Origin of the sequence: Haloferax sulfurifontis ATCC BAA-897 (assembly GCF_000337835.1) — an archaeon.
In the GTDB taxonomy this organism is placed as follows: domain Archaea; phylum Halobacteriota; class Halobacteria; order Halobacteriales; family Haloferacaceae; genus Haloferax; species Haloferax denitrificans.
This window is the reverse complement of the sequence record NZ_AOLM01000017.1, coordinates 1-24,417: the sequence shown is the minus strand read 5'-3', so window position 1 is coordinate 24,417 and position 24,417 is coordinate 1. Positions and strand designations below refer to the sequence as shown.

The following is a 24,417-nucleotide window of genomic DNA, read 5'->3' as shown; positions in this document are numbered from 1 at the left end:
CGAAGTGTCTACCCATCCGCCAGCGTCGATGCGTCGGTCGCCGTCGGCGCGGCCGGGCGCGTCTCCGTGCCGCAGTTCGGACAGACCGCGTAGCCGAGTCGGTCGTAAGGCACCTCCGCCGACGGGCGCTCTAGCCCACACTCCTCGCACGTGAAGTACGAGACCCATTCGAAGGACATACCGACACCGAGGCGTGTCAACGTATTAATTAATCACCGCTTATCGCCCGAGACGGGCACGTCGGCGACGATGCGAAAAACGGCGTACAGTGTTGCGTTTCGGGGCGTGGCGGCTGTTTCGGGGGTGGTGATGTCCCGGGGCGCGCGGGCGAGCGCGCCGAACCTGCGAGCGCGTCGGCGATGTTCAGGCGGGCGTTGGGCCCTCCGGGGCCGACGTGTCGTCGTCGGACCGGAACTGCGAGACGAGGTCGAGCGAGTCGTCGGCGCTCCCGAGCAAGAACAGCGAGTAGTACCGGAAGTACGTCACGACGGGCATCTGGACGACCGCGCCGACGGCGATGGCCGCGAGGACGAACAGGACCCCGAGCGCGCCGAAGACGACCAGCCCGACCGTCGAGAACAGCGCGACGTTCGCGGCGTCGAGCGCGAGGAACGCCCCGCCGCCGACGATGGCGAAGGGGATGGCGACGACGACGATGGCGAGGAGCGCCGCGATGCCGATGGCGATGCTCGCGAGGATGCCGAGGATGAACCGGACGATGACGTACAGTCCGAACTCGGAGAGTTCGGCGCGGAACACCGGAGCGACCCGGCCCCACGACGACAGGAGCGCGCGGTCCTCGGCTATCATCGTCGGGACGACGAAGTCGGTCGTCAACTGCATGACGACCGCGACCGCGAACAGTAACGCGATGGCGAGAAACACCAGCGGGATGGCGAGGAGGGCAATCCCGGGCGTGACCGCGACGGAGCCGAAGAACACCGCGGCGACCGGGAGCAGGATGACCGCGAGCACGGCGACGAACAGCCCGGTTTGGAACGCGAACAGCCTGACGCCGAGCCAGAAGCGCTCGCGGAACGGCTTGCGGATGCGCACGTCTTTCGTGACGACGGCGTCCACGAGAACGAACTGCATCACGGAGCCGACGAACGACCAGATGAGGCCGAGGACGAGGCCGACCGCCACGAGCGCGATGACCGCGGCGAAGACGTTCTCGGGCGTCACGAACCCGGGGAGCGAGTCGACCGGGATATCCGTCGACCCGCCTCCGTTGCTCACGGTCGTTCCGGTGTTGCCACCGGTGCCACCGCCACCGCCGAGGCCGCCGACGAAGAGGGCGATGAGTGCGAGACGTGCCCATCGACCCGCGTCGAACGGGAGGAGGAGCGACGTCGTGGCGTCACGAGCGTCGTCGAGGGCGTCGATTGCTTTCCAACTCATGAGTGACAATGCGACGTCTCGCGAGATAAAGCTGTTCGAGCGCTAAGGTGTCTCTCGCACACCGGCCGCTTCGAACCGTTTTGGAGCGTCTTGGACCGCTCTGGGAGCGTTTTGACCGCTCGGAATCGGTCTCCCGGACCGCACCGCCCGCGAGAGGTTCGCACCGCCGGTCCGAGCCGACACCCTCAGGGGAGTCCGGTTCGAACGCTCGGCTCACATGGTAGGTGTCGAAACCGCGCTTCGCCTCGGCGGCGGCCTCGTGTTGTTGCTCGCGAACGCCTTCTTCGTCGTCTCGGAGTTCGCGATGACGCGCGTCCCGCAGTTCGACGAGTCCGCCTTCGAGGGCTCCCGCGGTCTCGAACTCGCGTGGGAGATGACAGAACGGCTGGAGGTGTACCTCTCGGGCTGTCAGGTCGGGATTACCATCGCCAGCGTCGGCCTCGGCGTCGTCGCCGAACCGGCGGTCGCGGCCACCTTCGACGCGGCCCTCGGCGGCGGCGGAGCGGCGGGTTCCCACACGTCGCTTTCGGTCGGGCTGGCGCTCGTCGTCATCAACCTCTCGCACGTCGTCCTCGGCGAGCAGGTGCCGACGTATCTCGGCGTCGAGCGCTCCCGCGCGGTGGCGAAGTACACCGCGCCCGTCCTCTACGGCTGGACGAAGCTGATGTACCCGGTCATCGTCGTCGCCGACTGGCTTGCGAAGCGCCTGCTGTCGCTCGGCGGCGTGGAGATAACCCGGTCGTGGCAGGAGGCCGAACTCGACGACGAGGACGGCGACGGCTCCGCGGGCGAGGGACCCCGGCTCAGTCGCGGCGAGGTCCGAAGCCAGATGGGGGACATCCTCTCGCAGGGCTCGCTTCCGAAGGACCGCCGCGAGGAGGTGCTCAACGCGCTCCGCATCGGCGAGTTACCCGTCCGCGACGTGATGGTCCCCGCGGACCGCGTCGTCGCGCTCTCGGCCGACGCGACCACGGACGATAACCTCGAACGCGTCCGGGCGAACCCCCAGCACTCGCGGTTCCCGCTCGTCGGCGACTCGCTCGACGACGTGCGCGGCGTCGTCTACGCGCCGACGGTGCTCTCGAACATCGACCGCCTCCAGTCGGGCGACCGCCGCCTCGACGACATCGCCGCGCCCCCGCTTTCGGTCCCCTCGGACCTCTCGGTCAGCGACCTCATCGACCGCTTCCAAGCAGAGAATCAGGAGCTCGCCATGGTCCGCGACCCCCAAAGCGGCTCCGTGGTCGGTCTCGTGACCGCCTCCGACGCCTTCGAGTCCATCACCGGCCAGCTCTACGACCCGCTGGACCTCGGAGCGTAGGGCGCCCGAGGGGCGGGCCGACCGGTGGCCAGCGCCCCGGCACGCGCTCGCAGACCGCCCACGCTTTTCTCCCGGGGCTCGTATCGACTCGCATGACGCCCTTCGAACGACGGACCCGCGCCTGCCAGGAGCGACTGACCGACGCGGACGCCGACGCGACCGTGTTGTTCCCCAGCCGAAACCTGCTGTACCTCTCGGGCTTCGACGAAGCGCCCGCGGAACGCCATCTGCTTCTTTTCGTCCCCCGCGAGGGCGACCCGGTGTTTCTCGTCCCAGACCTCTACGAGACGCAGGTCCGCGCCGAGTCGTGGGTCGCCGACGTGCGCACGTGGAGCGACGACGACGACGACCCGCGGGACGCCCTCGCGGACATCGTCTCGGACCTCGCCCTCGCCGGCGGCCGCGTCCTCGTCGACGACACGATGTGGGCGCGCTTCTCGCAGGACCTCCGGGCGGCGCTTCCCGACGCCGACTTCGGCCTCGCGGGCGAGGTCGTCGCGCCGCTCCGCGCGCGGAAGGACGACGCCGAACTCGACGCGCTCCGCCGCGCCGGGGCGGCCGTCGACCGCGCCGTCGAGCGCGTCCGCGACATGGGCGACGACGCCGTCGGCATGACCGAGAACGAACTCGCGGCGGAAATCGAGCGCCTCCTCGCCGACGAGGGCGGCGAGGGGATTCCCTTCGGCCCGCTCGTCGGCTCCGGTCCGAACGGGGCGATGCCGCACCACAGCCACGGCGACCGAGTCATCGAGTCGGGCGACCCGGTCGTCCTCGACTTCGGCACCGTCGTCGACCACTACCCGAGCGACCAGACCCGGACCGTCGTCTTCGCCGGCGAGCCGCCCGCGGAGTTCGCGGAGGTCCACGGCGTCGTGCAGGCCGCCCGGACCGCCGCCGTCGAGGCCGTCGAACCGGGCGTCGCCGCCGGCGACGTCGACCGCGCGGCCCGCGAGGTCATCGAGGAGGCGGGCTACGGCGACCGCTTCATCCACCGGACCGGCCACGGCGTCGGCCTCGACGTGCACGAAGAGCCGTACATCGTCGCCGGGAGCGACCGCGAACTCGAAGTCGGCCACGTCTTCAGCGTCGAACCGGGAATCTACCTCCCCGACGAGTTCGGCGTCCGAATCGAAGACCTCGTCGTCGTCACCGACGACGGCGCGGAACTCCTGAACGACACCGACCGCGGCTGGCGCTGTTAGGTGCAAAGCTGTTAACTCGCTGACTGCCGTAGCGGGCGCATGGTCTCCCGACAGACGCTCGTCGTCACCGGGTTCGTCCTCGCCGCCCTCCCGGTCGCCTACCTCGTGGAGGAGGCCACCGGGCAGTTCACCGTCTCGTTTCTCGCACTGCTCGCCGTCGGCGTCGTCGCGCCGTCGCTCGTCAACGACTACCTCGATAGTCGCGAGGGCGACGGAAACGGGGCCTGAGTCCGAAGCCCGAAAGAAAGCAACGCAGTCGAGACTGCCGGCGCGTCAGTCGTTACTCGTCGTCGCCGTCGACAGCGTCGTCACCGGACGGTTCGATGTCCCCGATGATGGCGTCGATGTCGGCGTGTTCGTACAGCAGGTCGCGCATCCGGTTGACCGTGCGCTCGTCGCGGGTGCGGCCCGTGCTGACGATGTCCTCGGCGCGGTCGGTCACAGAGAGCGTGTCGCCGTTGACGAGGAGCACCGGGACGCCCTTCTGTTCGGCCTTGCCGATGACGGCCCCGACGGGTCGGTGGCCGCCGGTGAGGATGATACACTTGACGCCGGGGGCTTCGAGCGCGGCGCGCTGGATGTTCGCGCGGTCGCCGCCGGTGATGACCGCGGCGTTCTTCGTGCGGCGGAAGTAGCGGAGCGCCGCGTCGCCGCCCATCGCGCCGACGAGGAAGCGCTCGACGAAGGCGTCGGTCGGCGCGTCGGTGGCGAAGTCCGCGCCGAGTTCGTTCGCGAGTTCCTCGACGGTGACGCCCGCGAGGTCCTTTTCGGTCGGGACGACGCCGAGGACGGGGACGCCGCGGGCTTCGAGGAACGGCGCGATCTCGGTTTCGAGTTCGTCGTAGACGGCGTCGCTCACGCGGTTGAACACGACGCCGGCGAGGCGGTCGGGGCCGATGTCTTCGACCGCCGCGACCACGTCGTCGAGGTCGCTCGGGTGCTGGTAGTCGGCGACGAGGATGACCTCGGCGTCGAGGAGGTTCGCCACGTCGCCGTCGGTGAGGTCGACGATGCCGCCGGTGCGGTAGGAGCCGCCGCCCTCGACGAGCATCAGGTCCTTGCCGGCCGAGATGTCCTCGAAGTGGTGGGAGATGACCTCCGAGAGCTCCTCGGCGTTCTCCTTGCCGCGGACGGCTCCCTGGATGAACGTCGGGGAGTAGACGACGGGTTCGAGCTGGTGCATCTCGGCGTCGATGTCGAGCAGTTCTCGGGCGAGCATCGGGTCCTCGTCGAGGGTCTTGCCGGTGCTGGACTGCAGGCGGGTGCCCTTGGGCTTCATGTAGCCCACGTCCAGCCCGCGCTCCTTGGCGAGGACGCCGAGTGCGAGCGTGATTGCGGTCTTCCCGGTGCTTTCTCCGGTCGAGGTGACGAGTACCGTGTTCATTGTTGAGTGATAGGGTGGTGAAGTGTTTAAAGTTCGTCCGGGTCGACGGTGAGTCGAACGTCGACGGCCTTCACGCCGTCCGGCAGGGCGACGAGCGGGTTGATGTCGAGTTCGAGGATGGCCGGGAAGTCGGTGACGAGCTGGGAGAGCCGCTGGATGGTCTCCGTGATGCCGCCGATGTCGACCGGGTCGTTACCGCGGGCGCCGCGGAGCATCGGCGCGGCGTCGATTTCCTTCGTCATGTCTTCTGCTTCCGCCTCGGAGACGGGCGCGACGCGGAACGTCGTGTCTTCGAGGATTTCCACGAAGATGCCGCCGAGACCGAACATCATGAGCGGGCCGAACTGCGGGTCGCGGTTCATGCCGACGATGGTCTCGACGCCGTCGTCGAGGTTCACCATCTCCTGGACCTGCACGCCGAGGATGTTGGCGTCGGGCTGGTAGTTCTTCGCGCGAGTGACGAGGTCCTCGTAGGCGTCGTAGACGTCCTCGTTTCCGACGCCGACCTTGACGCCGCCGATGTCGGACTTGTGGAGGATGTCCGGGCTGACGATTTTCATCACGACGTCGCCGTCGATGTTTTCGGCGACTTCGAGCGCGTCGGCGGGGTCGTCGACGATGTCCCCGGTCGGCGTCTCGATGCCGTAGGCGTCGAGCAGTTCCATCGCCTCGACGCCGAGGCGGGTGTCGTCGCGGTCCTCGACGGTTTCGAGGATTTCGCGGGCGCGCTCGCGGTCCACGTCGAACTCGGTGGGCGCGTCGTACTCGCGCTGGCGGATGTCGGCGTACTTCGAGAGGGCTTCGAGGCCGTCGACGGCGCGCGAGGGGTCGAAGTAGTTCGGGATGCCCGCGTCTTTCATCACGTCGGAGGCGGCGTCGACGCGCTCGCCGCCCATGAAGCAGGCGGCGATGGGCTTGTCGTGTTTCTCCTGTAGCTCGACGGTGTCGGCGGCCAGTTGGTTGTAGTCGAGGACGGCCGTCGGACAGGTCAACACGAGCGCCATGCCGACGTTGTCGTCGGCGAGCGCCACGTCGAGGGCCTCCTTGAACCGGGCGTTGTCGGCGTCGCCGACGATGTCGACCGGGTTGTAGATGTTCCCCTCGGCGGGGAGCGACTCGGAGAAGGCCTCGAGCGTCTCGTCGGTGAAGTCGGCCATCTTCAGCTCCGACTCGCCGATGGCGTCGGTCGTCATGACGCCGGGGCCGCCGGCGTTCGTGATGACGGCCACGTCCTTGTTCTCGGGGACCGGCTGGTCGCCCAGCACGCGGGCGGTGTCGAACAGGTGCTGGACGGACTCCGCGCGGATGACGCCCGCCTGTTCGAGGCCGGCCTCGTAGGCGGCGTCGGAGCCGGCGATGGTGCCGGTGTGCGAGGAGGCGGCCTGCGCGCCGGCGTCGGTCTTGCCGGACTTGACGAGGACGATGGGCGTGTCCTTCGTCACGTCGCGGGCGGAGTCGATGAACTCGCGGCCCGCGGAGATGCCCTCGAGATAGCCGATGATGACCTCGGTGTCGGGGTCGTCGTTCCACGTCTCGATGAAGTCGGCCTCGTCGAGGACGGCCTTGTTACCCAACGAGACGATGTCCTTGAAGCCGATGTCCTCGTCGTTGGCCCAGTCGATGACGGCCGTGATGAACGCGCCCGACTGGCTCATGAACGACATGTTGCCGTCGAGGGCCATGTCGGGGCCGAACGTCGCGTTCATGCCCACGTCCGTGTTCATGATGCCCAGACTGTTCGGGCCGACGACGTTGAGGTCGTACTCCTCGGCGATGTCGCGGAGTTCCTGCTCGCGGGCGGCTCCCTCACTGCCCGTCTCACCGAAGCCGGCGGTGATGACGACCACGTTCTGGATACCCGCCTCCCCGGCGGACTTCATCGCCGGCAGGACGACCTTCGGGGGAACGACGATGACCGCGAGGTCGGCGTTCGTCTCGCCGACGTCGCCGTAGCACTGCAGGCCGAACAGTTCGTCGTACTTGGGGTTGACCGGAACGACCTCACCGTCGAACTCGTCGATGAGGTTGTCCATGATTGCCCGCCCGATTGCTCCTTCGCGCTCGGTCGCACCGACCACCGCGATTCGGTTCGGCGCGAACAATTCGGATAGCTCTCCCATTGGTTGTTGATTCCCGTCATTGACTGATAAACTCGGTGGTGTGGGGCGTCTCACGGCCTTTGGTGGCACGATACAGTAGCGCAATTAATCGGTATGGTTCGTGATTCATACCACAGAATTGGGCCGGTTACGCTCGTCAGTAGGGGGTCGACACCGCCGGCCCGCGACGGCCAAACACATAATGTCATCCCCTGAAAACGATGGGTTGTGTCGAACCCCTCCCCCGACGCGCCGCTTCATCGGTCCACCGGCGCGAAAGTCGCCGTCGTCGTCTTCCTCGTGTTGACGCTCGCCTACGCGCTCCTCATCGCCCAGCAGATTCTCGCGTGGGTGTTCCTCGTCGTCGCCGTCGTCGTCCTCTGGTACGCCGCTCGGCTCGTCGTCGCCATGGAGGAAATCGCGACACAGCTCGGTCGCCTCGCCGACGAGCGCACCGAGTCCCGCGACCGCGGCGACGAATCAAGCTGAGATTAAATCGCGGCCGACGCGCCCGAACCCGAGACGGTCTCGCCCGCGAATCGGTCGGGCGAGAATCGAAAAACCCACCGCGAAATCCGTCTGTTCGTCCGTTTCCGCCGAGTATCGGCGAAATCGGAGGGTACCGATTACGAGATAATTTCGGTGACGGTTCTTCTATTATTAACTAACTGTCGGGAGCGCGATGTTCCACCCGGAACAATGTATCCGTTACAAGTCACGTTGACCGAGTCCATCGCGGAGTTGACCAACGCCGTGCTCGCGTTCGTCCCGCGGCTCGTGGGCGCGCTGTTAATCCTCATCGTCGGCTGGTTCATCGGCAGTATCGCGGCCCGCCTCATCACGCGAATCGCCGACCGCGTCGAGGTCGACAAGGCAGTGTTGGCGACGCCCGTCGGGAAGATTCTCGGCGGAACAGAAAAGGCGGTATCGAGCGCGTTCGGGACGCTCGGCAAGTGGTTCGTCTACGCCATCGCCGTCCTCGCGGCCGCCGACGTGCTCGCGGTCGACCTGTTTTCCGAGTGGGTCTCGACCGCGGCGTCGTACGCGCCGTCGTTCGTGGCCGGTCTGCTCGTCATCGTCCTCGGGTTCGTCGTCGCCGACTTCATCGGTGACGCCATCACCCGGACCCGCGCGGCGACCGAGACGCCGTACACGAGCGTCTTCGCGGTCGGCACCCGGATGTTCCTCTACTTCACCGCCGTCGTCATCGGCCTGAGCACGATGGGCATCGACGTGGCCATCCTGTTCACCATCGCGCAGGCGTTCGCGTGGGGCATCGCCGCGGCCCTCGCCATCGGCGTCGGCGGCGCGGTCGCCTTCGGCGCGCGCGACTACGTCTCGGCCAACGTCGAGCGCTGGATGGGTTCGGCCCGCTCCGTCGCGGCCACCCCCGTCTCCCCGATGGGCGGCGACACCGACTCCCCCGAGAGCGCGTCGCCGGCCGACGACTGAACGCGCTCTGCCCGGTGTGCGCGCACCGCGGCACCGACACCTTTCTTCGCCGACTATCGCCGCCGAGCCGCCGCCCACGCCGATATATATCAGAATATCTATTCTAACTCTGGGCCGCACTTTTTGGCCTATCTAAACCATCTGAAGCCCTCTACTCGGCATTCAATGGTTTAGGCCAGCCAAAATATCTGAGATATGATAATACTTATCGGCTCCGAGTGGCTACGGTCGGTATGGACCAGTTTGCCGCTCTCACGTTCGTCTTTCTCGCCGGGCTCGTCACGGCCATTGCGACCGGTCTCGGCGCGATTCCGTTCTTCTTCGTCTCGGACGTGAGCGACCGCTGGAACGTGGCGCTGTGGGGTATCGCCTCGGGAATCATGGTGTCGGCGTCGCTGTTCGGCCTCGTCTTCGAGGGGCTCGCAAACGGGACGCCGCTCCAACTCGGTATCGGGATGCTCGCGGGCGTCGCGCTCGTCGTCGTCGCCCACCGCGTCATCGAGGGCGCGGACGTCAACCCTAAGCAGTACGAGGAGGCCGACTTCCGCAAACTGCTTTTGATTCTCGGCATCCTCACCGTCCACAGCTTCCCCGAGGGCGTCGCCGTCGGCGTCTCGTTCGCCGACCTCGGCCTCGACGGCGGTATCCAACTGTTCGGCTTCGTCGTCCCGCTACTCGCCGTGTTCATGACCATCGCCATCTCGATTCACAACGTCCCCGAGGGGCTGGCCATCTCCATCCCGCTCCGGTCGATGAACGTCTCGAACTGGAAGCTCGTCTGGTGGGCCATCTTCTCCAGTCTGCCCCAGCCCATCGGCGCGGTCATCGCGTTCTACTTCGTCCGCATCGCCCGGGAGTTCCTCCCCTTTGGCTTCGGCTTCGCCGCGGGCGCGATGGTGTTTCTCGTCCTCACGGAGTTCATCCCCGAGGCGCTCGAACTCGGCGAGCGCCTCCCGCGCGGCGGCCGGGTCGAACTCGTCGCCGGCCTCGTCGCCGGCTTCGCCATCATGGTGCCGCTGGCGTTCATCTGAGCGCGCCCGCTGAAACACATATGGTTCTGCGGGTTGTCAGAACAGCCGTGATGACCGGATTCGAACGGCGTTTTCCCGCGCTCGTCGTGATGTCGGGACCGAGTGAACCGCCACGCGTCCCGGTGAGCGAACGATGTCCGTGCTGACGCGGGTTCTCTCCGAGTTAGGGTTCCTCTGGGCGCTCGTCACGCTCGGCGGAGTTCTCGGGGTTCTCTGCTCGTGGCAACTCACGCGAGGGACGATATCTAGTCCGTACTTCATGCCCGTGGCGCTGGGCATCGTGCTCGTCGTCGTCGTGGCTGGGCTCTCCCTCGACAGGCGCGGCTACCTGTCGTAATTCGAGAAAATTCGGGTGCGACTGCCGCTTAGTGCGAGTGGCCGAGCGCGTCCGACAGCGGGACGCCGAAGCGCTCTTCGAACAGTTCCTCCATCTTCTCGTTGATTTCGGCGATGTCGGCCGGCGCGCCGCCTTCGCTGTGGTGGGCGACGACGTGGGCCTGCTGTGCGAACGCCTGTACGACGACGTCGGCGACGACGTCGGTCGGCTCTTCGCCCTGTTCCGAGAAGATGTCGACGAGGCCCGCGGGGAGTTCCAGCGCTTCGGTGTCTCCGTCCGGTCCCTCGATGGTGTACGTCTCAGTTTCGACCATGCCACCACGTGGGGTCGGCCGCGGGTTAAGGCTTGAGTTTGCGGGCGCGTCGGGGCCCTCGGGACGCCTCGAACGTCGCGGGCGGGAGCGGTGCGTCCCCTCAGTCGGTCCGCGGAATCGCCAGCGTTCCGGCCGCGAAGAAGGCGACCGCGAGCGCCGCGAGCACCGCGAGGTTCGTGAGCCAGTCGCCGCCGCCGTAGGTGAGCGCCCGGACGCCGCGGGCGAAGTACGTGAGCGGCGAGAGGTTCAGCGCCGGGACGAACCACGCCGGTAGCAGGTCGGGCGTCACGAACGTCTCCGAGAGGAACAGCAGGGGAAGCGCGATGGCGTTGCTCGCGGCGATGACGCCGTCCTGCGAATCGGCGACGCTCCCGATGACGGCCCCGAGGCCGCAGAAGAGCGTCACGCCGAGCGCGACGAAGGGGACGATGGCGAGCGTCGCGGGCGTCAGCGGAATCGACGCGCCCGTCACGAGCGCCGACAGCGCGAGGAGCAACAGCGCCGCGAGGCCGATGACGACGACGTTGACGAGCGAGTGCGCGAGGAGCCACTCGGCGCGCGACAGCGGCGTCGTCGCCAGCTTCTCGAAGCGGCTCCCTTCTCGGTGGCGGGCGATGGTGCTCCCGACGCGAGACAGCGGCGTGAACAGCACGACGACCGCGAGATAGCCGGCGATGTAGTACTCCTTCGGCTCGGCGAACAGGCCGCCGCCGGTCGGCTGGGTCTGCACGAGCGCCCCGAAGATGACGACGATGATGGCGGGGAAGAAGAAGGTGAAGAAGACCGCCGTCCGCCGCCGGAGGAACGAGTGCCACGAGGCGACGAACTCCGAGCGGACGCGGGCGGCGAGGCTCATCTGTCACCTCCGACCGCGGCGGCCGCGGCGGGGCGGGCGGCCTCGAACTGCTCGCCGGTCAAAGAGAGGTAGACCTCTTCGAGACCGGGCTGTTTCCAGACGAGCGATTCGTACACGACGCCCGCGTCGTCGAAGGCGGCGACCACGTCGCCGATGTCGCGCGGGCCGACGCCGTGGACGGTGATGCCGTCGCCCGACACCGTCGCGTCGAGCGCGGCCGGGAGCGACACCGATTCGAGGGCCGCGTCGGCGTCGGCGTCGGCGTCGCCGTCGGTCCGGACGACGAGACGACTGTCGCCGCCGTACTCGGAGACGAGGTCGTCCGGCCGGCCGACCGTGACGAGCTCGCCCGCGTTGAGCAGGCCCACGCGGTCGGCGAGGCGCTCTATCTCCTCCATGGAGTGGCTGGTGAGAAACACCGTCGTCCCGCCGGCGGCGAGGCCCTCGATGAGCCCCCACAGCGACCGCCGACCCGCGGGGTCGATGCCGGTCGTCGGTTCGTCCAAAAACAGCACGTCGGGGTCGTTGACGAGCGTCAGGGCGATGCAGGCGCGGCGCTGTTGGCCGCCCGAGAGGTTCTCGTACCACGTGTCGGCGGCGTCGGCGAGACCGACCTCGTCGAGCACCGCGTCGGGGTCGCGGGCGTCGTCGTAGAGCCCGGCGTAGTAGGCCACGAGTTCGCGGGCGGTGAGCCGACCCGCGGGGCGGAACTCCTGCGGGAGGACGCCGAGGCGCTGGCGGTCCACCTCGGTCGGGTCGCGCCCGAGGATGGCCGCCGACCCCGAGTCCACCGCGGTCGTACCCGTGAGGGCGCGAACCAGCGTCGTCTTCCCCGCGCCGTTCGGACCGATGAGACCGAAGACCTCCCCCTCGGCGACCGACAGGGAGACGCCCGAAAGCGCCTCCACGTCGCCGTAGGACTTCCTGAGGCCGTCGGCGGCGAGTACCTCGTCCATGTCGTACCCGTCGTCACTATCGGGTGGTAAGGGATTCGGAATCGCCGCTCGATTCGAGTCGTGGGGGCGGCGGGACAGCGGGGAGACCCAGCTGACCCGACCGTAGCAAGCCTTACTCCACTCGCGCCGCTCTACGTTGACATGAACGGTTCCCGACGCGACTTTCTCGCCGCGACCGGCGCGACCCTCTTGGGCGGGCTCGCGGGCTGTGCGAGCGCCCCGACCGACGGCGGTGGTGAAACGACCGACAGCGACGCGCCGACCGACGGGTCGACCACGACCGCGACCACGGGCGACGGCTCCGGCGGCTCCGGCGGCTCCCTCGCGGGCCTCGAAGTCGCCTACGAGACGGTGGCGACCGGGTTCGCCTCGCCGGTCGACGTGGCCATCCCCGAGGCGTTCGGCGGGAGCCGACGGTTCGTCGTCGACCAGCCCGGCCGGATGTGGCTCCACGACGACGCGGGACTGCAAAGCGAACCGTACCTCGACATCACAGACCGCGTCGTCGACCTCAACGGCTACGACGAGCGCGGCTTCCTCGGCGTCGCCTTCCACCCCGAGTTCGCCGACAACGGGCGGCTCTACCTCCGGTACAGCGCCCCGCGACGGTCGGGAACGCCCGCGAACTACAGTCACACGTTCGTCCTGAGCGAACTGACGGTCGACCCCGAGGCGACGACCGTCTCGGCCGACTCCGAGCGGACACTGCTCGAACTCCCCGAGCCCCAGCCGAACCACAACGCGGGAGCCGTCGCGTTCGGCCCGGACGGCTATCTCTACGTCGCCACGGGCGACGGCGGCGGCGCGAACGACGAGGGGCGCGGCCACGTCGACGACTGGTACGACGCCGTCACGGGCGGCAACGGACAGGACGTGACCGAGAACCTCCTCGGGAGCGTCCTCCGCATCGACGTGGACTCGACCGGCGGGGTCGCCGGCGACGACGACCGGCCCTACGGAATCCCCGAGGACAACCCGCTCGTCGGCTCCGACGGCCGCGACGAGCAGTACGCGTGGGGGCTCAGAAACCCGTGGCGGCTCTCGTTCGACGGCGAGGACTGCTACGTCGCCGACGTGGGTCAGGGCGCGTGGGAGGAGGTGAACCTGCTCGAAGCCGGCGGCAACTACGGCTGGAACGTCCGCGAGGGCGCACACTGCTTCCGCGCGGGCGACTGCCCGACCGAGACGCCCGACGGCGCGCCGCTCATCGACCCGGTGCTGGAGTACCCCCACAGCGGGGACGGCCCGTCCGGGGTGGCCGTCATCGGCGGCCACGTCTACCGCGGCGAGTCGATTCCGGCGCTGTCGGGCGCGTACGTCTTCGCCGACTGGCAGTCCGAGGGCAGACTGTTCGCCGCCCGCCCGAGCGAGTCGCGGCCGTGGGACATCGCGGAGCTTCCCGTGGCGGACCGCGACGACGGCGGCACGAACGTCCTCGCGTTCGGCCGCGCACCCGACGGCGAACTGTACGTCTGCACCAGCGACCGCCCGATTGTCACCGGGTCGTCGGGCGCGCTGAACCGGCTGACCGGCGCGTGAGCCTCGTCCCGCGCCTCCGAAGCCGGGGCGTCAGGCGTCGCCGTCGACGTTGACCCGCCTGCCCGTCGTCGCCGACTCGTAGGCCGCCTCGGTCAGCGCGGTCACGCGCAGGGCGTCCTCGGCCGGGATGGCGAGGTCGGCCTCGTCGCGGGCGGCGTCAACGAAGTTCCGGAGCTTCTTCCGGGTCAACTCCTCGAAGCCGGGCGTCGGCGGCGTGGCGGTGTAGGTCGTCCCGCCCTCCGTCACCTCGATGGTCTCGCCGTCGAAGGCGACCATCCCCTCGGTTCCGATGACCCGGAGCGACTCGCCGGGGTCCGGGACGCTCTGTCCGTCGCCGGAGACGCCGACGCTCGCGGTGAGGCGGTCGCCGTCGCGGTCGAGGACGACCGCGAGCGCCGCGTTCACGTCAACGTCGTGGCCGCGGTGGTCGACCGCCGCGGCGACCGTCACCGGTTTCGAGCGCGTCACCCAGAGCATCGCGTCGAGGAGATGCGACCCCGAGTCGTACAGTTGGCCGCCGCCCGACAGCGACGGGTCGCCGCGCCACTCGTCTTTCGTCCAGCGAATCCACTCCTGTTCGAGGTGGCAGACCACCATGTGCGGGTCGCCGATGCGGCCGCTGTCGACGACGCGCCGGAGTTCGTGGAACCGCGGGTCGAAGTGGCGCTGGTAGCCGACCGCGAGCGTGAGGCCGCGCTCGTCGGCGCGGTCGATGAGCACCCGCGCCCCGCCGAGGTCCGTCACCATCGGCTTTTCGAGGTGGACGTGAAGGTCGGCGTCGAGCGCGGCGAGCGCCTGGTCGAAGTGCTTGGTGTGCGGCGAGGCGATAGTCATCGCGTCGAGGAACTCGGCGTCCAGCAGTTCCGCGGTCGTTTCGTAGGTCAGCACGTCGAACTCGTCTGCGAACCGCTCGCGCACCTCGTCGGCGGGGTCGACGCCGGCGACGACGCGAACCCCCTCCAGTTCGTTGAGGAGGCGACACTCCAGCACACCGAGGCTTCCGAGGCCGATACCTGCGACTCTGAACATGGCGTATCAGTCGCGCGGAAGCCGCAAAAGCGTGCGGGCGAGTCCCAAGGGATTCCCGGGGAGCGCGTGTGGGTCGGGCATGGACGACGCAGTCCTCCAGCGATTCGCCGTCGTGCTCGCGTTAGTTGGTGTGGCGCTCCACGTTACTGCCCTCGCCGAGAATCCGTCGCAGGGGCTCGTCACCGTCGGGTTCGCGGTGCTCCTCCTCGCGCTCGCGCTCGGCGGCGCGCCGGTCGCGCGCGACCTGTTCGCGGCGGACGCGGCCCCCGCCGAACCGCCCGACGCCGGCGAACAACGCTGAACACCTCGCCGCTACTCACACGCTTTAGTCGCCGGCCGACGTGGCATCGACCATGAGCCTCGACTATCGACGACTCGGGTCGACCGGCACCCGCGTCTCGGAACTGTGCTTCGGCACGTGGCGATTCGGTCGAAAGAGTAGCGGCGTCCTCGAGACCGACGAGGAGGAAGCGCACGAACTCCTCGACGCGTTCGAGGAGCGCGGCGGGAACTTCATCGACACCGCCAACGTCTACGGGAATCCGAACGGCACCTCCGAGCAGTACATCGGCAACTGGCTGGCCGAGCGCGACCGCGAGGACTACGTGCTCGCCTCGAAGGTGTACTTCCCGTTCGACGAGGACAACCCCAACGGGCGCGGCCTCTCGCGGACCCACATCCGCAACCAAATCGAGGGGACGCTCGACCGCCTCGACACCGACTACCTCGACCTCTACTACATCCACCGCTGGGACGAGGAGACGCCCATCGAGGAGACGCTCCAGACGCTCAACGGCCTCGTCGAGGAGGGGAAGGTCAACTACCTCGGCGCGTCCACGATGGCCTCGTGGCAACTCACGAAGGCGCTGTGGAAATCCGACGTCAACGACTACGCCCGATTCGACGTGACCCAGCCGCTGTTCCACGCGGGCTACTACGAGGACGTGAAAGACTACCTCGACGTGTGCGGTGACCAGGACATCGCGATTTGTCCGTACTCGCCGCTCGCGGGAGGTTTTCTCACGGGCAAGTACGAGCGCGCCGACCCCGACGACCCCTCGAAGTACGTCGCGCCCGACGGCGCGCGCGGCTCGTTCGACGATCGCTTCGAGCGCTTCTACGTCTCCGAGCGCGGCTGGAAGGTGCTCGACGAGATTCGCGCCGTCGCCGACGAGGTCGACGCCAGCCCCGCACAGGTCGCGCTCCGCTGGCTGATGGACTACCCCGAGGCGACGGTCGTCCCCATCGTCGGCGCGCGAACGACCGACCAGCTCGACGAGAACGTCGGCGCGGCCGACGTGGACATCTCGACCGACCAGTGGGAGCGCATCACGAACGCCCGCTACGACGAAGACGGCAAACGCTGGGGCCACTAAGCGACTGCGGGCGACGCGCGACGGGCGAGACGGGCGAGACGGACGACCCGAACGCCCCGGACGATTCCGACTCCGGCTTTTCTCACGCGATGCCGAGGTCTCGCAGGAAGTCGCAGACGACGTGGACGTAGAGCACGACCGCGAGGAACGCCGCGAGCGACCCGAGTCCCGAGAGCGCGAGCGCGCCGACCGCGACGCCGCCGACGAGGTGGTGGCTCAGGAGTCGCTTGCGGTCGAACTCGGTGTCGAACTCCTCGAACACCCGCTCTTGGTCGAGGAGGCCGACCCGCGGGTTCGTCACCGCGAGCCGCAGGTTCGCCCAGTCGCCGCGCTGGACGCGGGCGATGACGAAGTGGTCGAGGTCGATGAAGACGCTCGCGAACACCGCGCCGGCGACGAGAAGCGGCAGGCTCCCCGGCGGGTCCACGGCGAGCGCGGCGACCGCCCCGGCGACCGCGCCGACGGCGGCGTGTTCGAGTGATTTCACGTCCCGCCCCGCTCAGCCGACGTGCGGGCGGACCCGCCGGAGCACGAGGTCCGGGTCGAACTCGTCTTCCGACTTGTCCCAGACGCGCTCGCCGTCGACGGTGACGGTGAGGACGCCGTGGTCGCCCGTGACGAGCGCCACGCGGTCGAGTCGCTCGCCGAACTGTTCGAGGAGCGCGTGCTGGAGCTGTTCGGCGCGGTCGAGGAAGCCGCAGGGGACGCAGTATTCGATTTCGACCTCGGTCATGGCCGGACGTTCACGGCGCGCGGGTAAAAACGAGAGGGCGGGCGGCGAGCGCGTCCGCGGGAGCGAACCCGCGACTACTTCCCGAAGCCGGGCCGCCACCGGAGGAGGACCACGGTGACGAGGAAGACCAGCGTCGAGAGGTCGTACGAGAGCGTCGTCACGGTCGCCGCGACGGCCGTCCCGCCGCCGAAGACGCTCGTGGCGACCGACGCGAGGACGGGCCACGAACACGAGACGCAGGAAAAGAGGCCGACGACGCCGGAGACGGCCGCGCCCGCCGCCTCGACGACCGTGTCGTAGACGAGGAACGCGAGCGCCGCGTAGCCGACCACGCGCGCCGGCATGAGGACGAGGTTGAACAGGTCGCCGCCGTAGACGAGCGCCGGCCCCCATCCCGGCGGGAGGAAGGCGACGCGGACGCCGCTCGTCCCGCCGGGCACGGGCGAGGTGACGAGACCGCCGGCGACCGCGAGGAGCGCGAAGTAGCCGACGGCGACGGCGGCCGCCTTGCGCTTCGTCGCGGATGAGGCGGAGGCGACGTCGGTGTCGAACATGACCCAGAGGCCGACGATGACCCACGCGACGCCGTAGACGGCGTAACGCGGCGCGCCGACGCTCGCCTCGGTGAAAAGCAGGTAGACGAACGCCAGAATCAGCGTCGTGTTCACGGCGACGGCGGCGCGGAGCAGACTGGCCCGCGAGGGGCGGGGAAGTGCGGATGCGGTTGCCATGTGTTTGGGTGGTGTCGTAGTCGGTTCTCAGATTGCGAGCGTGTCGACGACGATGGCGAGGAGCAACATCCCGAGGTAGGCGTTCGAGGCGTGGAACGCCCGGAAGGCGGCGGTGTCGTCGCGCTCGTAGTGCAGGCGCACGACGAAGTAGAGGAACGCGCCGCCGAAGAGGATGCTCGTCACGAGGTAGACGACCCCGAGGGCGTCCATGACCGCGAGGCCGGCCGCCGAGACGAGCGTCGCGCCGAGCCACCAGAGGATGTGCTTTCGCGTCTCGGTCTCGCCGCGGACGACGGGCATCATCGGGAAGCCGCCGCGGGCGTAGTCGTCCTTGTAGGCCAGCGCGAGGTTGTAGAAGTGCGCGGGCGTCCACATGAAGATGACCACGGCGAGGACGAGACCGCCGAGGCCGACGTCGCCGGTGACGGCGACCCAGCCGATGAGCGCCGGAAGCGCGCCGGCCGCGCCGCCGATGACGGTGTTTTGGACCGTGTTGGGCTTCAGGATGAGCGTGTAGACGACGCTGTAGAAGGCGATGGCGACGACGCCGAGGACGGCCGCGAGCCAGTTGACGGACGCGAACAGCGCCACCGACGCGACCGTCAGGAGCAGGCCGAACGCGACGGCGTTGCGGACGGGGACGAGGTCGACCGCGAGCGGTCGGTCGCTCGTCCGTTGCATCCGGCGGTCCACGTCGCGTTCGAGGACGTGGTTGAACGTGCCGGACGCGCCGATAGAGAGGACGCCGCCGCCGAGGGTCGCCGCGATGACCTCGGGCGTGAGTCCGGGCGAGACGGTGCCGGCGAGCGCCATCGCCGCCGACGCGACGAGACAGAGGAGCCACATCAGCCGCGGCTTCATGAGCCGGAAGTACGCGTTGACCGTCGCCTTCGCGCGGGCGACCGGCTCGGTCGGAACGGGCGGTCGCTCGCCGTCGTCGGCCGGGGGGCTCATCGACGGGGTGCCGACCGGCGCGTCGTCGGGGTCGCCGGTGGCCGCTTCGAGGGTCCACGCGAGGGCGGCGACGAGGCCGCCGAAGATGACCATGCCGAGGACCAAGTGGAGCGTCGAGAGCGCGGCGCCGACGCCGACGGTGGCGACGACCGCGCCGAGACCGGCCTGCGCGGGGTAGAGCACCGCCGACACGGTGACGGTCGCTCGCACCCAGCGGGACGTGTCGGTCCGCCACGCCGAGACGAGCGTGGCGACCGCGAGGAGGCCGACGAGCACGGCCGCGACGCGGTGGCCGAGAGCGACCCAGCCGTCGAGCGTCGCGGGGAGCGAAAAGCCGTCGCCGCACGCGGGCCACGCGCTACAGGCGGCGGTCGCGTCCGTGAGCGCGGTCGTCGCGCCGACGATGAGCAGGAGATAGACGCCCATCGCGGTCGCCGCGAGCAGGCCGTGGAACGTGTTCGAACCGCGATTCGTGGCCACGAAATTCACCTACCGACGTGTTGGACCGTCCCGTATTTAGGACCCGCGCTTTTCCGCCTCGCGTTCGGGCGTCGCTTCCCGCGATATGGCGGGGTGGGGTTGATAAACGGCGGGCCGAGAGTCGGTACGCATTTATGCGGTTGTTCCTAACTCTCGCTCAGCATGAGAAAGACGCGTTTCGCGCTCGCGTCCCTGCTCGCGACGGCCGTGATGGCACTCGTTGCCACCCCCGCCGCCGCGCAGGCGTCTGCCACGTCGGAACTCATCAACCAGCTGAACGGGGAGCTACTGTACGTCGCCATCCCGATCACCGTGCTGGTGGAGGTCATCCTCCTCTACACCGTCATCAAGTTCCGCAACAGCGAGCGCGCACTGCCGACCAAGGAGAATCGCCGGCTCGAAATCACGTGGACCATCGCGACAGCGATTATCCTGCTTTTCGTCGGCGTCGCCTCCTACGGCGTGCTGGCCAACGAGAACGTCACGCACCAGGGCAACGACATCGCCATGGACGACGACCCGGTCGTCGTCACGGCCGAGGCGTACCAGTGGGGCTGGAACATGTACTACCCCGAGGAGGGTAACTTCTCGTCGGGCAACGAGATCGTCATCCCCGCCGACCGCCCCGTCTACTTCCAAATCACCTCAGCGGACGTGATACATGGATTCCACGTCCCCGAACTCGCGCTCAAACAGGACGCGATGCCGGGTTCGACGAACACCATCAAGACCGTCGCCTACGAGGAAGGCACCTACCAGGGCTACTGTACTGAGTACTGCGGCGTCGCGCACTCCCAGATGTACTTCACCGTCGAAGTCGTCTCGCAGGACGAGTATCAGAACTGGCTCGACGAGCAACAGTCGGCCAACAGCGAATCGTCGTCTTCGTCCTCGAACAGCACCGCGACGAACTCCACGCAGTAACGCATCCCTTCTCTTTCGACCCTCGCCGCCGAGTGACGACGCTCGCGCTCGTCGCGGTCGGTCGTCGGAAAATCAGTCGGCAGTTCGCAGTTCGGGTCGTCTTCCGCGGCGAGCACTCAACAGCGCCGCTCGACGATGCGGTCGATGATGCGGCCCGTCGAGAGCAGTTCGTCGTCGTGGCGTGGCTCCCGCGGCGTCGCGCGCGTGACCTCGCAGTCGATGCCGCGGGCGTCGAGCGCGGCTTTGATTCCCTCCTCGTCGTGGTGTTGGTCGTAGCCGAGGACGATGACGTCGGGGTCGATGTTCTCGATGGGGACGAAGATGTCCTCGGCGTGGCCGAGGTGCGCCTCGTCGACCACGTCGAGCGCGGCGACCATGTCGCGGCGCTGGCGGTCGTCGAGAATCGGCTTCGGCTTGTGCGTCACGTTCTCGCCGCGGGCGATGATGACGTGGAGTTCGTCGCCGAGCGACGCGGCGTCCGAGAGGTAGTGGACGTGGCCGGGGTGGAGGATGTCGAAGGTGCCCTGCGCGATGACCCGTCTCATCGGTCTAACTCCGCGTCGATGTCGTCCTGCGTGAAGTCGAAGAACGATTCGGGGTCGGGGAGGTCGACGTCGAGCACGTCGAGGTCGCGGACCTCGCCGGACTGGTCGAACGCCTCCCAGTCGTCGGGGCCGTACGGCGAGCCGATGATGATGTGGACCCGACCGCTCCCGAACGTGTCGAGGTCGGCGTCGCTCGGGCGGAGGACGCCGTTCGGGTGCGAGTGAATCGACCCGACGGCGCGGAAGTCGTTCGGCACGAGGTCGTTTCTGACGGTCGCGCTGACGGGGTCCGAGACGGTCCCCGGGATGATGAGCACGTCCGTCACGACGTAGCCGTCGCGGTCGACGCCGACCCGGCGGGCCTCCTCGCCGCGGAGGAGGCCCATGTACTCGTTCGGATGCGTCTCCGCAGAGGCTTCGAGCGCGAAGTCGAGGGCGTCGGCGGCGATACCGACGACCTCCCGCGACCGGAAGAGTCGCATACCGAACCGTCCGCGGGCGCTCCATCTAAGGGTTCCGGAACGCCGAGTCGGTCGCCGGAACGGAACCGCCATACTGAGGTCGGCGCTCGCCCGACCTCGGGTGTGACGCTCGATTCCGACCTCGCCGCTCGCGTGACCGACGCGCTCGACGCCGACGCGCCGCCGCCCGCGACGACCGAACTCGACGGCGGACACGTCGGCCGCGTCTACCGCCTCGACTTCGACGGGCGCGACCCCGTCGTCGCAAGGTGGCGACACGCCGCTCGACGTGGAGGCGGCGATGCTCGACTCGCTCGCCGCGGCCGGCCTTCCGGTCCCCGCGGTCCACCACGCCGACGCCGACCTGCTCGTCCTCGACTACGTCGAGGGCGCGTCAGAGTTGACCCCCGCCGCCGAGCGCGGCCTCGCCGCCCACCTCGCCGCGCTCCACGAGACGACCGCGCCGGCGTTCGGTTTCCCTTACGACACGCTCTCGGGACCGTACCGCCAGGCGAACCCGTGGACCGACTCGTGGGTGGCGTTCTTCCGCGACCAGCGCCTCCTGCCGTGGGCCGAGGCGGCGCTCGACGCCGGACTCCCCGCCGCGACAGCCGAGCGAATCGAGTCGGTCGCCGCCGACCTCGACGCGCTCCTCGTCGAACCGGCGGCCCCGCGGCTCGTCCACGGCGACGTGTGGGGCGCGAACCTCCGCGCCCGCGACGACCGCGTCGTCGCCTTCCTCGACCCGGCGTGTTACTACGGCCACCCCGAGGTCGAACTGGCCTACATCGACTGGTTCGACGCCGTCGGCGACGCCTTCTTCGACGCCTACGACGAGCGCCGACCCATCGCCGACGGCTTCTTCGAGGACCGCTCGCCCGCCTACGCGCTGTTCCCGCTCCTCGAACACGTCCGCGTCTTCGGGGCCGACTACGTCCCGTCGGTCGAAGACGCGCTGGACGAACTCGGCTACTGACCGCCCGCGAACGCGAGTCTCGGGCCGAACCGAGTCGAATCGAGTCGTGAGAACCCGCCGCGCACGCGAGATGCTTTTGTAAAGCTTAACACTACCCCCTGACCTAGCGGGACTATGAGCGACGAGCACGCCGGGGGTTCCGGCGACGACTCGCGTCCGAATTCGGACGCGCGACCTATCGTCTATGATCTCGCACCGAACTGTACCGCCGACGACGTCGAGACCGACGCGTACTACCACGCCGTCGTCAACGGCGTCGTGGAGTACGGCATCTTCGTGGACATCTCCGACTCCGTCTCCGGTCTCATCCACGAGTCCAACCTCTCGGCCGACTACGAGGTCGGCGACCGACTGGTCGTCCGCCTCGAATCCGTCCGCGAGAACGGCGACATCGCGTTCGCCGAGGACACGCCCGACGACTACCGAACCCTGACCGTCGACCACGAGCCGACCATCACACCTATCTCCAGTCTCTCGGTCGGCGAGTCGGTCACCGTCGAGGGCGTCGTCACGCAGATCAAGCAGACCGGCGGCCCGACCGTCTTCCGCATCGCCGACGACTCCGGTATCGTCGCCGCCGCCGCCTTCGAGGAAGCCGGCGTCCGCGCGTTCCCCGAAGTCGACCTCGACGACGTGGTCCGCATGGCCGGCACCGTCGAAGACCACGAGGGCACCCGACAGCTCGAAGTCGACGGCCTGACCGTCCTCGACGACGAGGCCGCGGCCGACGCCCGCCAGCGCATCGACGCCGCGCTCGACGAGCGCGCCGAGCCCGAACCCGTCGAACCGCTCGTTGAGTGGTCGGCGTTCGAGAAGCTCCGCGGCGACCTCGAAGACGTGGCGCGCCTGCTCCGCCGGACGGTCCTCGAAGGCCGCCCGATTCGCGTCCGCCACCACGCCGACGGCGACGGCATGTGCGCGTCCGTCCCGGTCCAACTGGCCCTCGAACGGCTCATCACCGAGGTCCACGACGACCCCGACGCGCCGCGACACCTGTTCAAGCGCCTGCCGAGCAAGGCCCCGTTCTACGAGATGGAGGACGTGACCCGCGACCTGAACTTCGCGCTCGAAGGGCGCGCCCGCCACGGCCAGCGGCTTCCCTTCCTGCTCATGCTCGACAACGGGTCGACCGAGGAGGACGTGCCCGCCTACGAGAACCTCGCGCACTACGACGTGCCCATCGCGGTCGTCGACCACCACCACCCCGACCCCGAGGCGGTCGACCCGCTTCTCGACGCCCACGTCAACCCCTATCTCCACGGCGAGGACTACCGCATCACAACCGGCATGATGTGCGTCGAACTCGCGCGGATGATTCACCCCGACGTGACCGACGAACTGCGTCACGTCCCCGCCGTCGCGGGGCTGTCTGACCGCTCGAAGGCGGAGGTCATGGACAACTACATCGCGCTCGCCGAAGACGAGGGCTACGACCGCGAACAGCTCCTCGACGTGGGCGAGGCGCTCGACTACGCCGCCCACTGGCTTCGCTACAACGACGGCGCGTCCATCGTCAACGACGTGCTCAACGTCGGCTGTGACGACGAGGAGCGCCACCGCGAACTCGTCGAGTTCCTCTCGACGCGCGCCGAGCGCGACGTCGAGCGCCAGCTCGAAGCCGCCGAGCCACACCTCGAACACGAGCGCCTCGACAGCGGGGCCAACCTCTACCGCATCGACCTCGACAAGTGGGCCCACCGCTTTACCTACCCCGCGCCGGGCAAGACCACGGGCAAACTCCACGACCGCAAGGTCCAGGAGACGGGCGAGCCGGTCATCACCATCGGCTACGGTCCCGACTTCGCCGTCCTCCGGTCCGACGGCGTCCGCCTCGACATCCCGCGGATGGTCGCCGAACTGAACGAGGAGGTCGTCGGCGGCGGCGTCTCCGGCGGCGGCCACCTCGTCGTCGGCTCCATCAAGTTCGTCAGCGGCATGCGCCAGGAGGTCATCGACAGCCTCGTCGAGAAGATGGCCGAAGCCGACATCGACGAAGAGCTGTCGACGACGGCGTAAGGTCGCAGACGCGGTTCCCGACACTCATTTTTCGAACTCCAGTCGCCTGAGCGCCGCGAGTCCGACGACGACTGCGAGGGCGGCCGCGGCGACGAGTCCCGTCCTCGGCTCCGCCCCGCGCCCGCTGGCCCGCCAGTCCGCCGCGAACGCCTCGCGGAAGTACGCCGCGGCGGCCGGGTCAGACAGCGCGAGCACGACTTCGCGGTTCTCGCGGGCCGAGTGCCGGTTCCAGTTGAGGCTCCCGACGAGCGCGGTGTCGTCGGCGACGACGCCCTTCGCGTGAATCGCGCCGTACCGCCCG

At 68.6% G+C, this 24,417-nt stretch carries 27 protein-coding genes and 1 pseudogene; 13 read left to right on the top strand and 15 right to left on the bottom strand.

Features of this window, described 5'->3' with window-relative positions; genetic code table 11:
• Positions 1–8: 8 nt before the first annotated feature.
• Complete coding sequence (locus C441_RS19890; protein WP_007274745.1) at positions 9–179, bottom strand: hypothetical protein; 171 nt, start codon at positions 177–179, stop codon at positions 9–11.
• A gap of 184 nt (positions 180–363) precedes the next feature.
• A complete protein-coding gene (locus tag C441_RS08545; protein ID WP_007274744.1) occupies positions 364–1,401 on the bottom strand; it encodes a DUF7544 domain-containing protein in 1,038 nt (345 codons plus the stop codon).
• A 217-nt stretch (positions 1,402–1,618) separates the two neighbouring features.
• Here C441_RS08545 and C441_RS08540 point away from each other — a divergent pair, with 217 nt between their 5' ends.
• The 3 genes from C441_RS08540 to C441_RS08530 all read left to right on the top strand — a co-directional run bounded on the left by C441_RS08540 (position 1,619) and on the right by C441_RS08530 (position 4,152).
• Complete coding sequence (locus C441_RS08540) at positions 1,619–2,722, top strand: hemolysin family protein (RefSeq protein ID WP_007274743.1); 1,104 nt, start codon at positions 1,619–1,621, stop codon at positions 2,720–2,722.
• A 92-nt stretch (positions 2,723–2,814) separates the two neighbouring features.
• Positions 2,815–3,924, top strand: a complete 1,110-nt coding sequence (locus tag C441_RS08535) for a M24 family metallopeptidase (RefSeq protein ID WP_007274742.1) — start codon at positions 2,815–2,817, stop codon at positions 3,922–3,924.
• A 39-nt stretch (positions 3,925–3,963) separates the two neighbouring features.
• Positions 3,964–4,152 (top strand): hypothetical protein, encoded by a 189-nt coding sequence (locus tag C441_RS08530; protein ID WP_007274741.1) that lies wholly within the window; start codon positions 3,964–3,966, stop codon positions 4,150–4,152.
• 52 nt (positions 4,153–4,204) lie between these two features.
• Here C441_RS08530 and C441_RS08525 read toward each other — a convergent pair whose 3' ends face one another.
• On the bottom strand, positions 4,205–5,308 hold the full coding sequence (locus C441_RS08525; protein WP_007274740.1) for a phosphotransacetylase family protein: 1,104 nt from the start codon (positions 5,306–5,308) through the stop codon (positions 4,205–4,207).
• A gap of 26 nt (positions 5,309–5,334) precedes the next feature.
• Positions 5,335–7,428 (bottom strand): acetate--CoA ligase family protein, encoded by a 2,094-nt coding sequence (locus C441_RS08520; RefSeq protein ID WP_007274739.1) that lies wholly within the window; start codon positions 7,426–7,428, stop codon positions 5,335–5,337.
• Positions 7,429–7,635: 207 nt separating this feature from the next.
• Between C441_RS08520 and C441_RS08515 the strand changes: the two genes are divergently transcribed.
• The 4 genes from C441_RS08515 (at position 7,636) to C441_RS08500 (ending at position 10,227) form a co-directional block, all read left to right on the top strand.
• On the top strand, positions 7,636–7,896 hold the full coding sequence (locus tag C441_RS08515) for a hypothetical protein (protein ID WP_004977621.1): 261 nt from the start codon (positions 7,636–7,638) through the stop codon (positions 7,894–7,896).
• Positions 7,897–8,106: 210 nt separating this feature from the next.
• Positions 8,107–8,859, top strand: a complete 753-nt coding sequence (locus C441_RS08510) for a mechanosensitive ion channel family protein (protein WP_007274738.1) — start codon at positions 8,107–8,109, stop codon at positions 8,857–8,859.
• 233 nt (positions 8,860–9,092) lie between these two features.
• The gene (locus tag C441_RS08505; RefSeq protein ID WP_007274737.1) at positions 9,093–9,890 is read left to right on the top strand and encodes a ZIP family metal transporter; all 798 of its coding nucleotides are present in this window, start codon (positions 9,093–9,095) and stop codon (positions 9,888–9,890) included.
• 133 nt (positions 9,891–10,023) lie between these two features.
• Positions 10,024–10,227 carry a hypothetical protein gene (locus tag C441_RS08500; protein WP_007274736.1) on the top strand — a complete coding sequence of 68 codons (204 nt, stop codon included), beginning with the start codon at positions 10,024–10,026 and terminating at the stop codon, positions 10,225–10,227.
• A 28-nt stretch (positions 10,228–10,255) separates the two neighbouring features.
• On the opposite strand, the gene C441_RS08495 is transcribed toward C441_RS08500, so the two are convergent.
• From C441_RS08495 to C441_RS08485, 3 genes are all read right to left on the bottom strand, one after another.
• Entirely contained in the window at positions 10,256–10,540 is a 285-nt protein-coding gene (locus C441_RS08495) for a DUF7545 family protein (RefSeq protein WP_007274735.1), read from the bottom strand.
• Between the two features lie 100 nt (positions 10,541–10,640).
• A complete protein-coding gene (locus tag C441_RS08490; protein ID WP_007274734.1) occupies positions 10,641–11,396 on the bottom strand; it encodes an ABC transporter permease in 756 nt (251 codons plus the stop codon).
• Positions 11,393–12,352 (bottom strand): ABC transporter ATP-binding protein, encoded by a 960-nt coding sequence (locus C441_RS08485; RefSeq protein WP_007274733.1) that lies wholly within the window; start codon positions 12,350–12,352, stop codon positions 11,393–11,395. Before C441_RS08485 ends, C441_RS08490 begins: the two co-directional genes overlap by 4 nt.
• Positions 12,353–12,493: 141 nt before the next feature.
• Here C441_RS08485 and C441_RS08480 point away from each other — a divergent pair, with 141 nt between their 5' ends.
• Entirely contained in the window at positions 12,494–13,891 is a 1,398-nt protein-coding gene (locus C441_RS08480; RefSeq protein WP_007274732.1) for a PQQ-dependent sugar dehydrogenase, read from the top strand.
• Between the two features lie 30 nt (positions 13,892–13,921).
• On the opposite strand, the gene C441_RS08475 is transcribed toward C441_RS08480, so the two are convergent.
• Positions 13,922–14,920, bottom strand: coding sequence for a Gfo/Idh/MocA family protein (locus C441_RS08475; protein ID WP_007274731.1), 999 nt, complete (start codon positions 14,918–14,920; stop codon positions 13,922–13,924).
• Between the two features lie 79 nt (positions 14,921–14,999).
• Here C441_RS08475 and C441_RS08470 point away from each other — a divergent pair, with 79 nt between their 5' ends.
• Both C441_RS08470 and C441_RS08465 read left to right on the top strand, forming a co-directional pair.
• Positions 15,000–15,221 carry a hypothetical protein gene (locus tag C441_RS08470; protein WP_007274730.1) on the top strand — a complete coding sequence of 74 codons (222 nt, stop codon included), beginning with the start codon at positions 15,000–15,002 and terminating at the stop codon, positions 15,219–15,221.
• A 52-nt stretch (positions 15,222–15,273) separates the two neighbouring features.
• The gene (locus C441_RS08465) at positions 15,274–16,296 is read left to right on the top strand and encodes an aldo/keto reductase (RefSeq protein ID WP_007274729.1); all 1,023 of its coding nucleotides are present in this window, start codon (positions 15,274–15,276) and stop codon (positions 16,294–16,296) included.
• A gap of 82 nt (positions 16,297–16,378) precedes the next feature.
• Here C441_RS08465 and C441_RS08460 read toward each other — a convergent pair whose 3' ends face one another.
• The 4 genes from C441_RS08460 to cyoE all read right to left on the bottom strand — a co-directional run bounded on the left by C441_RS08460 (position 16,379) and on the right by cyoE (position 19,194).
• On the bottom strand, positions 16,379–16,783 hold the full coding sequence (locus C441_RS08460) for a metal-dependent hydrolase (protein WP_007274728.1): 405 nt from the start codon (positions 16,781–16,783) through the stop codon (positions 16,379–16,381).
• Between the two features lie 12 nt (positions 16,784–16,795).
• Complete coding sequence (locus C441_RS08455; RefSeq protein WP_004971007.1) at positions 16,796–17,029, bottom strand: SelT/SelW/SelH family protein; 234 nt, start codon at positions 17,027–17,029, stop codon at positions 16,796–16,798.
• A gap of 74 nt (positions 17,030–17,103) precedes the next feature.
• A complete protein-coding gene (locus C441_RS08450) occupies positions 17,104–17,760 on the bottom strand; it encodes a DUF7546 family protein (RefSeq protein WP_007274727.1) in 657 nt (218 codons plus the stop codon).
• Between the two features lie 27 nt (positions 17,761–17,787).
• Positions 17,788–19,194 carry a heme o synthase gene (cyoE, locus tag C441_RS08445; RefSeq protein WP_007274726.1) on the bottom strand — a complete coding sequence of 469 codons (1,407 nt, stop codon included), beginning with the start codon at positions 19,192–19,194 and terminating at the stop codon, positions 17,788–17,790.
• A gap of 162 nt (positions 19,195–19,356) precedes the next feature.
• Between cyoE and coxB the strand changes: the two genes are divergently transcribed.
• Positions 19,357–20,118 carry a cytochrome c oxidase subunit II gene (gene coxB, locus C441_RS08440; protein WP_007274725.1) on the top strand — a complete coding sequence of 254 codons (762 nt, stop codon included), beginning with the start codon at positions 19,357–19,359 and terminating at the stop codon, positions 20,116–20,118.
• 116 nt (positions 20,119–20,234) lie between these two features.
• Here coxB and C441_RS08435 read toward each other — a convergent pair whose 3' ends face one another.
• Both C441_RS08435 and C441_RS08430 read right to left on the bottom strand, forming a co-directional pair.
• On the bottom strand, positions 20,235–20,663 hold the full coding sequence (locus C441_RS08435) for an adenylyltransferase/cytidyltransferase family protein (RefSeq protein WP_007274724.1): 429 nt from the start codon (positions 20,661–20,663) through the stop codon (positions 20,235–20,237).
• Positions 20,660–21,145 (bottom strand): Mov34/MPN/PAD-1 family protein, encoded by a 486-nt coding sequence (locus tag C441_RS08430; protein WP_049920512.1) that lies wholly within the window; start codon positions 21,143–21,145, stop codon positions 20,660–20,662. The genes C441_RS08435 and C441_RS08430 overlap by 4 nt, the downstream gene beginning before the upstream one ends.
• Positions 21,146–21,247: 102 nt before the next feature.
• On the opposite strand from C441_RS08430, the pseudogene C441_RS08425 reads away from it, so the two are divergent.
• Both C441_RS08425 and C441_RS08420 read left to right on the top strand, forming a co-directional pair.
• Positions 21,248–22,100 (top strand): annotated as a pseudogene (locus C441_RS08425) (fructosamine kinase family protein).
• 114 nt (positions 22,101–22,214) lie between these two features.
• Positions 22,215–24,116 carry a DHH family phosphoesterase gene (locus C441_RS08420; protein ID WP_007274721.1) on the top strand — a complete coding sequence of 634 codons (1,902 nt, stop codon included), beginning with the start codon at positions 22,215–22,217 and terminating at the stop codon, positions 24,114–24,116.
• Between the two features lie 24 nt (positions 24,117–24,140).
• Here C441_RS08420 and C441_RS08415 read toward each other — a convergent pair.
• Positions 24,141–24,417: phospholipase D-like domain-containing protein (locus C441_RS08415; RefSeq protein WP_007274720.1), on the bottom strand; the 277-nt coding region annotated here is incomplete at its 5' end.